Source organism: Paenibacillus vietnamensis, from assembly GCF_020169515.1.
Classification (GTDB): Bacteria; Bacillota; Bacilli; order Paenibacillales; family Paenibacillaceae; genus Pristimantibacillus; species Pristimantibacillus vietnamensis.
This window is the reverse complement of record NZ_JAHMHW010000001.1, coordinates 297,073-309,029: the sequence shown is the minus strand read 5'-3', so window position 1 is coordinate 309,029 and position 11,957 is coordinate 297,073. Positions and strand designations below refer to the sequence as shown.

Genomic DNA, 11,957 nt, shown 5'->3' with positions numbered 1-11,957 from the left:
GGATTCGTTAGGATTAGTACCAGAATGTCAAAAAACGCGAATCCGATAGATTCGCGTTTTCATTATATAGTTTGTTTTCCGCTACAAACCGGCCGCGCCAAACACCTTGTCAAAGCCCGCTTTCGAGCGAAGCGCCAGCTCCTCCGGCGATTGGTTCGGCGGCTCCGCCGTCAAAATTTCTTGAGATACGGCGCCCTTGTAACCGATGTTGTTCAGCCCGCGCAGGAAACCTGCCAAGTCGATGACGCCTTCGCCCGGATATATGCGGCCGTTGTCAAGCGCCTGCTCAACCGGCACGTCCGGCGCATCGTTAATGTGAACGTGTACGATCTGCTCCGCGCTAAGCGCCTCGATATCGGCGACCGTTAGCCCGTTCGTGTACCAGTGATAGGCGTCGAACAGCAGTCCGACGTTGCTTTCGCCGATTGCTCCGATCCAATCGAGCGTTTCTTCGAGCGTCCAGATGAACGGGTTCGCCCAGCGTGTGCGCAGATGATGCGGACCTACAAACTCCAAACCGAGCCGGATGCCGTAGGCGCTCAATATTTGCGCGCAAGTACGGAGCCTGCGTGTCGCAAGCGCCATGAAATGCGCGGCCTTCAAATCCGTCGAAGGCAAAATGTACGTGCAGCAGCTCGTGCAGCCAAGCGCCGCAGCTGCTGCCGCGGCGGGAACCAGTCGCTCCAGGCCTTCCAGGAACGCTTCCTCTGTCGTTCTCCATTCTACCGGCAGGCCGATCGAACCGATCACCACGCGATGACTGTCCAGCAGTTCGCGGGCCCCCTCGACTCCATGGCGTTCAATAAGTCCGGCTGCGTCCAGATCGACGGCTTGAAAGCCGTGCTCCGAAGCCAGCTTGATCAGCTGCTCATCGCTTTCGAGCCGACCCAAGCCTGCACCTGTCAACCCTCTTAGCATAACCTTCACCTCTTCTATGGTTTCGTCTTAATTGAGATTCCAATCCAGCTTCACTTCGCTGCCGGTACGGGAAGACTCGTAAATCGCATCCAGTACCAGATTGTTCGTAAGTCCCGTAAGAGCCGACGTAAGCGGCTGTTTTCCTTCACGGATACACTCGAGGAAATGACGGCTGAGGCGCGTACGCTCGCTTTCGTCATGCTCCGGCTTCACAAGCTCGGTTTCGATCGGCTGGTCGAATTTCTCTGTCAGCAGTTTGCCCTTGGCGCCGCGGTAGCTTGCGCCGCCTTCGGAGCCCATCACATGGATGAACGGCGTATTGTCCGTATCCATATGGACCGCCCAGCTCACTTCAAGCGACAGCGTGCTGCCGTCCTCCATTTTAATAAGCGCGGTTGCCAAATCCTCGACGTCGTATTCGCCGTTCCAGTCCGGCTTGCCCCAAGTGCCGATCCCTTTGCGTTTTGGCCCGAACTCCGCATAGGTCGCGCCGTATACCGATACCGGCTTCGGATTGCCCATCAAATAAAGAGCCAAATCCAGCATGTGGACGCCGATATCGATCAGAGGGCCGCCGCCCGACTGGTCCATGCGGGTAAACCAGGTTCCCCAGCCCGGTATGCCTTTGCGGCGGAACCAGCCTGTTTTGGCCGTATAGATTTTGCCCAGCTCGCCGCGGTCGATCTGCTCCTTGATTTGCATCGGAACCGATTCCCAGCGCATCTGATGGGCCACCATCACCACGCGGTCCGATGCCCGGCTAGCTCTATAAATTTGTCTGGCCGCATCTCCGTTAATGCCCATCGGCTTCTCAAGCAGCACGTGCTTGCCCGCTTCGATCGCCTGTATCGCCAGCGGCGCGTGGTGCTGGTTCGGCACCCCGATCACGACGGCATCCACATCGGAACGCTGAATCAGCTCCTCCGGCGACGCTGTCACGTGCGGAATATCGTACTGCTTGGCGCGCTCTTCCGCAACCGGCAAATATGTGTCTGTTATCGCTGTAATTTCGCATTGGTCCTTCAAAAGGGAAAATTGGCTGGCGTGAACGCCGCCGATATTGCCGGCTCCGATAATGCCGATTCTGATTTTATTTGGTGCTGTCAATGTCATTCCTCCTTGGCTGTGTGCTTTCCATAAGCCCGATCCCGATATTTATGTTAAAATAAACGGGACAAGAAATCGTGCTTGTTTTTCGGAAAAAGTCTCAGTTTTTCGGAGGAATCGATTATTACATGACCTATATTCCCGACTACTTGAAAACGTATCCAAACATGAATACGTCTTCTCCTCTTCATATTAGCTTAAACCGGCTGTACCACGGCTTCCGTCCGCACCGCCACGATTTTTTGGAGTTTTCCTTCGTCGTGGACGGAATCGGCTCCGAATCGATTAACAATGTCAATCATCCGATGGTTCCGGGCACCTTCACCTTCGTGCTGCCGTACCAGGTGCATGAGCTGTTCACAGAGCCCGGCAGCACGCTCGTCTTATACAACTGTATGTTCAGCATGGACCTGCTGATGGAGTCCGGGCAGGAAGAAGGACTGATGGACTTGATCGGCCAAAATGCCCTGCCGCCGTTCGTCCATATGAGCGGGGCGGACAAAGATAGAATGAATTTTTTAATTAAAGATATGTATCACGAATATATAGGGCAAGAGCCTTGGCGGCGTACGATGCTTAAGATCAGGCTGAAGGAAATATTGGCCTGCTTTGACCGTTACCGGAGGAAGCATGCTCCCGCCCCCGAGCATACGCAACATGCGGCAAATCCGAAGGCAAGCGCGGCCGTGTGGCCGATCATCCACTACATCCACCGGAACTACCAGGAAGAGCTTGCGCTATCCGATCTGGCCTCCCGCTTCTCGCTCAGCGTCTCGCGCATCAGTGAGGTGATCAAGCAGACCACCGGCCAAACCTTCGTTCATTTTCTGAACGATCTTCGCCTTCGGCATGCCTGCAGCCTGCTCGTATCGACGGATATGAGCGTCGCCGATATTGCGCTGGAGGTCGGCTACGGCTCGTACAAAACCTTTTCTCGAATTTTTCGCGAGACAAAGGGCGTCGTTCCGAAGGACTACCGGAAGATGAAGCTGCAGCAATCCCCAGAGGATGCGGCCGCCCGTTAAAAAGGAAGCAGACCTGCACAAATTGAAGTGCGGCTGCTTCCTTTTCTCATGCTCATGCGTATGTGTTCAATCAAAAACCGATAAAATAACGAATAATACGGCAAGCAAGATGTAAATGACTAGCGATATGATCATTAAAGTCCGCTTATTCACAGCGCTGCTCCCCTTCCGGCACCGATTGGGCTATTTACCCTATTGTATGTGCCCGGGGACAACGCGGAAATTGTCCGATGGAGAAAAATCGCCGAAGCCGCGGAGGAACGAATGATGAGAATGTTATTGTTATTTATCGTTATCAGCCTGGCGGCTGCGGGATATCCCGCAGGTTTGCGGTGCGAAGCGTATGCAGCGGGTGCTGCGCCGGCCGGCCGCGCATCGCTCAGCCAAACTGCCGGACTGGCTGTCGCCCATGCCGTCCCGCTCCGTTCTCCCGATAAACGTGTCAGCTATTCGGAGGACTCCGTCCTTGTTCAGCTGGACGGATTGCAAAATCGGGATGCGCAAGCCAAAATCAACTCCGCCCTTCAGGCTCACGCTAAGGAAGAGCTTGCCGAGGCTTTGGCTGCCGTAGAGCAAAATTTGACGGAGAGGCAGGCGGACAAAGACCGGTGGGCGGAGCTTTACGGCGCGGAGGACGAAACCTTTTTCTACGGGACGATAGTCAACCGGTATCAAGTAACTTACTTGAATCCGCATATCGTCAGCATCGTGTCGGACGGCTTCTTCAGCATGATGCCGCAGGCGCATCCGATTAAGAAACGCGCTGCTTTCGTTTTTGATCTGCGCACGGGCGAGCGGCTGCGCGTGAAGGATGCGCTGCGCGCCGGACCGGATACGGAGGAGAAGCTAAGCCGGATTGTACGGGAGCAGATCGCGAAAGGCCGGCTCAGGCCCGAAGGGACCGGGGAAACTCTCCACGAACCAGGCTCATTTATGAGCGAACCGGATTCGGTGCAGTTCTGGGTCCGGGAAACGGAAGACGGAAAGGCGCTGACTTTGTTCCGGGATGCCATATACGCCATCGGCTTTTACGAACTCGACCTTCCGGAAGCCGTGCTGGGGGAGCTGGCCGATCCGCAATCGCCGATATGGCGGAAGTAAAAAGGCTGTGTCCGCAGGTCGATTCAACCCGCGGGCACAGCCCAAAGCCGATTATTCCGTCGGCTCGCTTTCATAATAACGTCCAAGCTCAATGATCAACGCCCCCATGCGCTCCAGCTCCGGAACGATGATCCGCTTCACTCCGCAATCCTGCAGCGCCTGTGCCGTTACTTTACCTACCGCTCCAGCGAGCACGGGTCCTTCGAACGCTTGCAGCAGCATCTTCTCCTGGCCCGTTTCCTTCGCACGCCTGAACAAATAGAGCACTTGCACGGCCGTCGTGAAACAAACCGCGTCTACGGCTGCAGTCTGCAGCTCGTCGATGAATTTGCGGAGGGTGCTTTCTTCGGGAGGCACATGCCGGTAAGGCAAAACCGGCTCCACGTGAGCAGCCCCTTTTTCCTTCAGAAAACGCTCCAGCTCCGGTGCCGGCTCGCCGTGAAGCTGAATCCATACCCGCTTCCCTTCGAAGTCGAGCGAAGACAGATTCTCGATCAGCCCGTTCATCGTTCCGTCATCGTCGCTGACGGCGGCCTGCAGCCCCATCCGCTTGATGAAAGCGGACGTCTTGTACCCTCTTGTCGCAATTTGAGCACCCGCCAATGCCTTAAGCACCTCATCCTTGATGCCCAGCTTCTCAGCCGCATTTACCAGGCTGTCCGAGCCCATGCCCGTCGTCAATATGATCCAATCGGCTCCTTGCTCGGCCAGCCGCCGCAATGGCTCCTCAAGCGACTCTTCATCAAACATCGTCAGTCCTTGCAAGGACCGGATCAGGGGTTCTCCGCCTTGTTTCTCCACGATTAAAGACATTTCATCCGTTTTTCGCGAGCCCGCGATTACGATCCTTTTATCCTTCAAGGCCGGGATTCCCATCGTATGCCACCGTACTTTCCGTTATTATCTAAGCTTGTGTAATATAATGTGACATCATTATACCAAAAGAGGGCGTTTTGCACACCCCTATTAAGCATTTTCCCAATGTTCCCTGAAAAACAGCTCGTAAAGCTTAAGCCAGACGATCTTGATCGTCATGTAGACGGGAATAATAAGCAGGATGCCAAGAATTCCAGCCATATCTCCGCCGACCAGCACCAGGACGATCGTCGTGAACGGATGGATATCCAGCTGCTTCCCGAACACATACGGCGCAATCAGATTGTCCTGAATCTGCTGGGCCGCGGTAATGATGACGACCGACCAGAGCGCCATGGACGGAGATTCGATAAATGCGATAATGACGACGGGAACCGACGACAGAAACGCCCCGATAAAAGGAATAAAGTTCAGTACGACGGCTACTGCCGTCAAAAGCAGCGCATACGGCAGGTCGATCAGAACAAATCCGACGTACATCAGCACCCCGAGCGCCAGATTGACGACGACCCGTCCCACGATAAAGCTGCCGATCGCATGGTCGATATCGATCAGCACTTCCCTCGCATCGCTCCTGAACCGTTTTGGGGTAAATGCAACAATATTATCCCCAAATTTCCCGCCTTCCTTCAGCATATAAAACAGCAAGATCGGAAAGGTCACCATCGCGATTGCAAAATTCGAGAAAAACGTAAATAATCCTGACACGTACTCGGACAGCACGGAAAAGCCCCTGTTCAAATAATCCGTCAGCTTGGTTAGCGGATTCACATCCTCAGGGAGAAACGAAGACAGAAATCCCTTCTGCTCCAGCTCCATTACCTGCTGACTTAACGTCTCAAACAGGTCGGGGGCGTTTTCCGCCAAATTCATGACCTGATTCCGCAGCGACGGCCAGATCCCGATGCTGAAGACGGCTGCGATAGCCGCGAATGCCACATAAAGCAGCACGATGGCCAGCGTCCGGTGCAGCTTGTGCTCCTCCAGCCAATCGACGACCGGACGCAGCAAATAATACAAAAACCCGGCAAGCATCAGCGGTACGATAATGAGGCTGAACAACGACAGCAGCGGCCTGAAAATATAATCGACCTGCCTGCACAGGTACAAGATGATCAGCACCAATATGATGGCGAAGCACCATTTGATGAAGGTGGACAAGCTCCCTCTGCGGCCCTTCCGGTCTTTTCGGATATTCGTCATTCCATCGCCCCGTTTCCGGTCTTTATCACTGTAGTACCCGGGGCCGGATGGATAGAAACAGCATGTACGCGACAAGCTGCGCCGAAAAATTCGGGGTCAGCGGAATTTTTTTAACAGGATGACCGCGTTATGGCCGCCGAAGCCAAACGAGTTGGACATGCCGATTTCCAGCTTCGCCTCGCGTGCGGCATTCGGGACATAGTCGAGATCGCATTCGGGATCGCGCTCTTCCTGGTTAATGGTCGGAGGGATCAGCCCCTCCTGGAGGCTCTTGACCAGTGCGATCGCCTCCGCGCCTCCGGCCGCGCCGAGCATATGCCCGGTCATCGACTTGTTTGCCGTAACCGGAACCCGGTAGGCCTGCTCGCCGAACAGCCTCTTGATCGCGGCCGTTTCCGACCGGTCCCCGATTTCCGTGCCGGTCGCATGAGCGCTGATCACGTCGATGTCGGCGGGCGCAAGGTTCGCTTCGCGCAATGCCTGCCGCATCGCCAGGTAAGCGCCCTTTCCCTCTGGATGCGTCGCTACCATATGATAAGCGTCCGAGCTGGCGCCATAGCCGATCACCTCGGCGTGAATAGGCGCGCCCCGGCGCAGTGCATGAGATAAAGCTTCCATGACGACAATGCCCGCGCCTTCGGCCATCACAAATCCGTCTCGTCCGGCATCGAACGGCCGGCTCGCCCTCTCCGGCTCCGCATTGCGCGCCGATATGGAGGTCGCGTTGCCGAAGCTTGCCAGCGAGATGCCGGTAACCGCAGCCTCCGCCCCGCCCGCTATAACGGCGTCCGCTCCGCCCGAGCGGATCAATCTCCATGCCTCGCCGATCGACGTGTTGCCGATGGAACAAGCCGTTACCGGAGACATCGTCGGTCCCTGCGCCCCGAAATGAATGCTGATCGTCGCAGCCGCCATATTCGAGATCATCATCGGCACCAGCGTCGGACTTACGCGTGAAGGGCCTTTTTCTTGCAGGACTGACGCCTGCTCCATCAGCGTCTGGATCCCGCCGATGCCGGAGCCGACATAAACTCCCAGTCGTTCGGGGTCCATCCGGTCCGGCTGTAACCCCGAATGGCGGACCGCCTGCATGGCGGCTGCGAGCGCATATTGGGTGAAGAGGTCCATACGCCTCGCTTCCTTGCGCCCGAACAGCGCCTCCGAATCAAATTCCCGGACAAGTCCGGCGATTTTTGTTTTATGCTGCGCCGTATCGAAACGATCTATGGGCGTAATGCCCGACTGCCCGTCCGACAGCCGTTTCCAGAACGTCTCTACCTCGTTGCCCAAAGGCGAGATGACACCCATCCCCGTAATAACAACCCTCTCCATCGTAAGCTCTCCTTTTTTGTCTGCTAGGATGATTAGAGTTTGTCACAGGTGTTATCCTATTACAAGTTGTCGTTTATTATAGTATAATGACTACCAGTTTAATCGAACGGAACGGAGGCGTTTGCGGATGAAGCGAGATGCACGTTTGAAGGCGCTGTCGGAGTTTCTGAGGTCCAAACGGGCTGAGATCGATCCTGTCTCCGCCGGTTTTACGGCCGGAAGCCGCAGGAGGACGCCCGGCTTGCGCAGAGAGGAGGTTGCCCAGCTGGCGGGAGTCAGCCCGACCTGGTACACGTGGCTTGAGCAGGGGCGCGACATTTCCGTTTCCGCCTCCGTGCTGGATTGCGTAGCGGCGGCTCTTCGGCTTAACGAGGACGAGCGCAAGTACATTCATTCCCTTGCCAAGGAAAGCGGACCGGCAGCGGCTCCCCTAAAGGATTTCAGCGCGGAGATGACGCCCTCTCTCCAAAAAATCGTACAAGAGCTGCGATTTTGCCCCTGTATCATTTCCGACCGCCGATGCCGGATCGTGGGCTGGAACGATGCGGCGTCTCTTGTGTTTATGGACTTTGAGCGCATTCCGGCGGAGCAGCGGAACATTATCGAGCTATTGTTCGAGCGCAAGGAGTTTCGGAGATTGTCTGTCAATTGGGAGCAATTTGCAGGAGGCTTTCTCGCTATCTTCAGGGCCTATTACGGTCAATATGCGCAGGATGACTGGTATGAAGGGTTTATCGGAGAAATGAAAGCGCGTCATCCGGAATTCCGGCGGCTGTGGGAGCAAAGCCAGGTCAGCACCGCCCCCGACGTGCTGCTGGAATTCCGGCATGCCAAAGCCGGCAAAATGCTGTTTCATTTGACCTCGCTGCAGGTTCAAGGCGAAAGCGATTTGCGCTGCAGCATCTATACGCCGGCTCCCGATACCGCCACGGAATCGAAGCTTAGAAAGCGGATGGAAAAAAACGGGGAATAGCATACTCTCCTATTCCCCGAACGGGATCGACCGGTCGCAAATCCGGCTGACGAGGGGACGGTCGTGGCTGATTACGAGCAGGCCGATTTGACGCTCGCGGACGATGTCCAGCATTGCGTGCCATATTTGCGCCTGCGTAACGGCATCCAGCATCGTTGTCATTTCATCGGCGACGATAAAGCGCGTCTCCGGGCCGAGCGCACGCGCAATGCAGCAGCGCTGCAGCTCGCCTCCCGACAGCTCGCTTGGATATCTGCTCAGCCATGCAGGCCGGATGCCGAGCGCCTCCAGCAGGCCGGGCTCCGGCACAAAGCCTTCCTTCACCGTTTTCTCAAGGCGCCAGCGGGGATTGACGGCCCGCTCCGGATGCTGGAAAACCATCTGCACGGGGTCGTGTGCGTTTCCGCCGGGCGATCTGCCCTGGACCGACACAGTCCCCTCGGCCGGCTGCATATAACCGGCCAGCAGACGGCCAAGCGTCGTTTTTCCGCTTCCGCTTGGTCCCGTCAAACCGACGACTTCGCCCGCCCGCACCGTTAAGTCCACATTCCGGAACAGCCAGTCGCCCTTGTCATATCGCCAGCCCACATGATTCGCTTCAAGAAGCATGTACGCACCTCACCCATCCGCCGCGCAGCTCGCGAGGCTCGGGTTTTCCTTCGGCGCAGCGTCCCGTTGCCGATCCGCAGCAGCTCCCGAACGGGCAGCCCAATTCCACGGCCGGCCCGGACGCCTGGCCAGCCCCTTTCAGCGGCTCGAAGCCGTTTTGCGGCAGCGCCCGCCACAGCGCTTTCGTATACGGATGTCTGAGCTGCTCTCCGCTGCCTGAAAAATCCTCCGCCCGGGCGATTTCCACCGCCGTTCCCGCATAAAAGACGGCGATACGGTCCGCTATCCGAAGCGCCGCCTCGATATCGTGCGTGATCAGCAGCACGCCGCAGCCTTTCTCGGCAAGCGACTTAAAGCGCGCGAGCGCCTCGCGGACATCCGACTCGTGCATGCCCGGCGTCGGCTCGTCGGCAATGATCAGACGCGTTCTGGCAACAGCTGCGGTCGAGAACAGCACTTTTCTGGCCATCCCTCCTGACAGCTGGAATGGGAACAGCTTCTCCGTCTGCCGGCTCAGCTTCAGCTTCTGAAACAGCGTCCGGCGCTCGGCAGCCTGTTCCCTGCCGTCCGCCGGAGCATGCAGCTGCTCGCCCACCTTCATCAGCGGATCGAGAAACGCGACGGATTGCGGAACAAGCGCGATTTCCGTGCCCCTGTACCGTTTCAGGCGAGCGGCATCCAGCCGCTCGCCTTTGTAGCTCACGTCGCCGGATACGAGGACGTTCTTCGGAAGGATGCCCATAACGGCATGGGCGAGCAGGCTTTTGCCCGAGCCGCTGGCCCCGACGACCGCCACGATCTCGCCCTCATGAACCTCGAGGTCCAGGCCGTCCACGACATTCGTCTTGTCCCGGCGGCTGCCCTTCGCATAGTGCAGGAAGGAAATCGATAGATCTTTGACTTCCAACAACGTCATATGAATCTCCTCCTTTTTCCGCAGCACTTTTGTTCTTATAAGCGAACGCTTCCGGGATCGGTCAGCCTCCGCAAATGGCCGCCGATCCGGTCGAACGCCCAAACCGCAAGCAGCAGCCCCGCCCCCGGGAAGACGGCGAGCCACCACATGCCTGTCGACAGATAACGCATCGATTCGGATAAAATAATGCCGATAGCCGGCTGATGCGGCGACATGCCGAGACCCAGAAACGTAATCGCCGCTTCATGCAGCACCGCATGCGGAAACAGCATAAGAAATCCGACCAGCAGCTGCGGCCCGATATGCGGCGCCAAGTGACGCGAAGCAATCCACATCCGCGATCTCCCGAGCTTTCGGGACACGAGGACAAAATCCGCGGACATCAGCTGCAGCGCCTCCGCCCTGACGACGCGGGCCAGGCTCGGCCAGTGCGTCAGCATTATGCCGATCGCAACGCCCTTCATGCCGCCTCCGCAGACGAAGGCGATCAGAATGAGCATGACCAGATGAGGGACGCTCAAGCTGACATCGATCAGCCAGCTGATGCACCGGTCCGCAGCTCTGCCAAGCGTCGCGGCCGCCAGGCCCATAACCGCCGCGATCAATGTGCTGCAGGCGGCGCCGAGAAGCCCGACTTGAATGCTTAACGCAAGACCCTTCACCGTCCGGGAAAGCATATCCCGGCCCAGCCAGTCCGTCCCGAACAGATGGGCTGGAGACGGCGCCATATTCCGTTCCTCCAGTGAAACGGCAAGCCCTTCGCTGCCCATCAGCCGGCTGCCCAGCATAATAACGGCCAATAAGGCGATCGCGCCCGAGACGGATATAGCGGTACGTATCCGGCCGTTCCAGCGCGGAATGCCCGTATTCATTCCCGCTGCCTGCAGCATATGCCTCCGGATCATCGGATCATCCCCTTTCCGGCCCTCATCCGTGGATCGACGATCCGGTACAGGAAATCGGCCAAAGTATTGCCGGTAAACACGAACAGCGTGCTGCACAGGACAAGCCCCATCAGCAGCGGCACGTCTCCGCGAAGTCCCGCCTCTACCGTCGCCTGACCGAGTCCGGGATAAGAGAACACCTGCTCCGCCAGCACTGCCCCTCCGAACAGCTCCCCGAAAGAAGCGAACTGCAGCGTCAAGGCGGGCAGCGCAATATTGCGAAGTCCATGCCTTCTGATCAAAGCCAGCCCGCTCACCCCCCTGGCTCTGGCAAACAAAATATAGTCGCTTTCCAGCACGTCGGCCAGCTTCTGGCGCGTATGCAGCGCGATCGGCGCGATGCCGGCCACGCTAAGCGTAACAGCCGGCAAAATAAGATGACGGAGCCGGTCCAGAAGGATGACCTCATCCGCCAGTACGCCTGCCGGTACGCTAAGTCCGACAGGAAGCCAGCCCAGCCACACGCTGAATAACATCATGAGCAGCAGGCCGATCCAAAAAGCCGGCGTCGAAGCTAGCGTGTAGCAGAAGCCTTTAATAAGCCTGTCGATCCAGCTGTCCTTTCGCATCGCAGCCGCGATACCGGCCGCAAAGCCGATAACGCCGGAAAACGTCCAGGCGAGCGCCATCAGCCACACGGAGGAGAGAAAACGTTCTCCGATCACCTTCACAACCGGCTCGCGGTAGATCATCGAAGTTCCCATATCTCCATGCAGCAGAGCGTTTGCCCATTTCAGAAAGCGCTCCGGAAAAGGCCGGTCAAGCCCCCAATAGGCGGCGATTTCCGCTCTCTGCTCCGGGCCGACCCGCATGACGTCCGCGCCGATATACGCCTGCACCGGATCAACCGGAGACGCATTGACCAGCGCGAAGCTGATGACGCTGACCGCAGCCAGAAGGGTGAGCAGACGGATCGCTTTTTTTCCGATAAATCCGGCAATTAAACGTAACAT

Annotated in this window: 12 protein-coding genes; 3 read left to right on the top strand and 9 right to left on the bottom strand. The window is 57.3% G+C overall.

Features of this window, described 5'->3' with window-relative positions; translation table 11 throughout:
• Positions 1 to 81: 81 nt before the first annotated feature.
• Both KP806_RS01170 and KP806_RS01165 read right to left on the bottom strand, forming a co-directional pair.
• Entirely contained in the window at positions 82 to 918 is an 837-nt protein-coding gene (locus KP806_RS01170; protein ID WP_224721726.1) for a sugar phosphate isomerase/epimerase family protein, read from the bottom strand.
• Between the two features lie 27 nt (positions 919 to 945).
• Entirely contained in the window at positions 946 to 2,031 is a 1,086-nt protein-coding gene (locus tag KP806_RS01165) for a Gfo/Idh/MocA family protein (protein ID WP_224721725.1), read from the bottom strand.
• A 71-nt stretch (positions 2,032 to 2,102) separates the two neighbouring features.
• Here KP806_RS01165 and KP806_RS01160 point away from each other — a divergent pair, with 71 nt between their 5' ends.
• The gene (locus tag KP806_RS01160; protein WP_224721724.1) at positions 2,103 to 3,050 is read left to right on the top strand and encodes an AraC family transcriptional regulator; all 948 of its coding nucleotides are present in this window, start codon (positions 2,103 to 2,105) and stop codon (positions 3,048 to 3,050) included.
• Between the two features lie 267 nt (positions 3,051 to 3,317).
• The gene (locus KP806_RS01155; RefSeq protein ID WP_224721723.1) at positions 3,318 to 4,151 is read left to right on the top strand and encodes a DUF4163 domain-containing protein; all 834 of its coding nucleotides are present in this window, start codon (positions 3,318 to 3,320) and stop codon (positions 4,149 to 4,151) included.
• A gap of 51 nt (positions 4,152 to 4,202) precedes the next feature.
• Here KP806_RS01155 and KP806_RS01150 read toward each other — a convergent pair whose 3' ends face one another.
• The 3 genes from KP806_RS01150 to fabF all read right to left on the bottom strand — a co-directional run bounded on the left by KP806_RS01150 (position 4,203) and on the right by fabF (position 7,562).
• Positions 4,203 to 5,027, bottom strand: coding sequence for a uroporphyrinogen-III synthase (locus KP806_RS01150; RefSeq protein ID WP_224721722.1), 825 nt, complete (start codon positions 5,025 to 5,027; stop codon positions 4,203 to 4,205).
• 90 nt (positions 5,028 to 5,117) lie between these two features.
• Positions 5,118 to 6,230: an AI-2E family transporter gene (locus tag KP806_RS01145; RefSeq protein ID WP_224721721.1), complete on the bottom strand. Its 1,113-nt coding sequence runs from the start codon at positions 6,228 to 6,230 to the stop codon at positions 5,118 to 5,120.
• Positions 6,231 to 6,326: 96 nt separating this feature from the next.
• Positions 6,327 to 7,562: a beta-ketoacyl-ACP synthase II gene (gene fabF, locus KP806_RS01140; RefSeq protein WP_224721720.1), complete on the bottom strand. Its 1,236-nt coding sequence runs from the start codon at positions 7,560 to 7,562 to the stop codon at positions 6,327 to 6,329.
• Positions 7,563 to 7,689: 127 nt separating this feature from the next.
• Here fabF and KP806_RS01135 point away from each other — a divergent pair, with 127 nt between their 5' ends.
• Complete coding sequence (locus KP806_RS01135) at positions 7,690 to 8,535, top strand: helix-turn-helix transcriptional regulator (protein ID WP_224721719.1); 846 nt, start codon at positions 7,690 to 7,692, stop codon at positions 8,533 to 8,535.
• A gap of 9 nt (positions 8,536 to 8,544) precedes the next feature.
• Here the strand turns inward: KP806_RS01135 and KP806_RS01130 are convergent, their stop codons facing one another.
• From KP806_RS01130 to KP806_RS01115, 4 genes are read right to left on the bottom strand one after another with little or no spacing between them, the layout of a single operon-like run.
• The gene (locus tag KP806_RS01130; protein ID WP_224721718.1) at positions 8,545 to 9,144 is read right to left on the bottom strand and encodes an ABC transporter ATP-binding protein; all 600 of its coding nucleotides are present in this window, start codon (positions 9,142 to 9,144) and stop codon (positions 8,545 to 8,547) included.
• A complete protein-coding gene (locus KP806_RS01125) occupies positions 9,134 to 10,060 on the bottom strand; it encodes an ATP-binding cassette domain-containing protein (RefSeq protein ID WP_224721717.1) in 927 nt (308 codons plus the stop codon). Before KP806_RS01125 ends, KP806_RS01130 begins: the two co-directional genes overlap by 11 nt.
• Positions 10,061 to 10,095: 35 nt before the next feature.
• Positions 10,096 to 10,965 (bottom strand): ABC transporter permease, encoded by an 870-nt coding sequence (locus KP806_RS01120; RefSeq protein WP_397376340.1) that lies wholly within the window; start codon positions 10,963 to 10,965, stop codon positions 10,096 to 10,098.
• On the bottom strand, positions 10,962 to 11,957 hold the full coding sequence (locus KP806_RS01115; RefSeq protein ID WP_224721716.1) for an ABC transporter permease: 996 nt from the start codon (positions 11,955 to 11,957) through the stop codon (positions 10,962 to 10,964). The genes KP806_RS01120 and KP806_RS01115 overlap by 4 nt, the downstream gene beginning before the upstream one ends.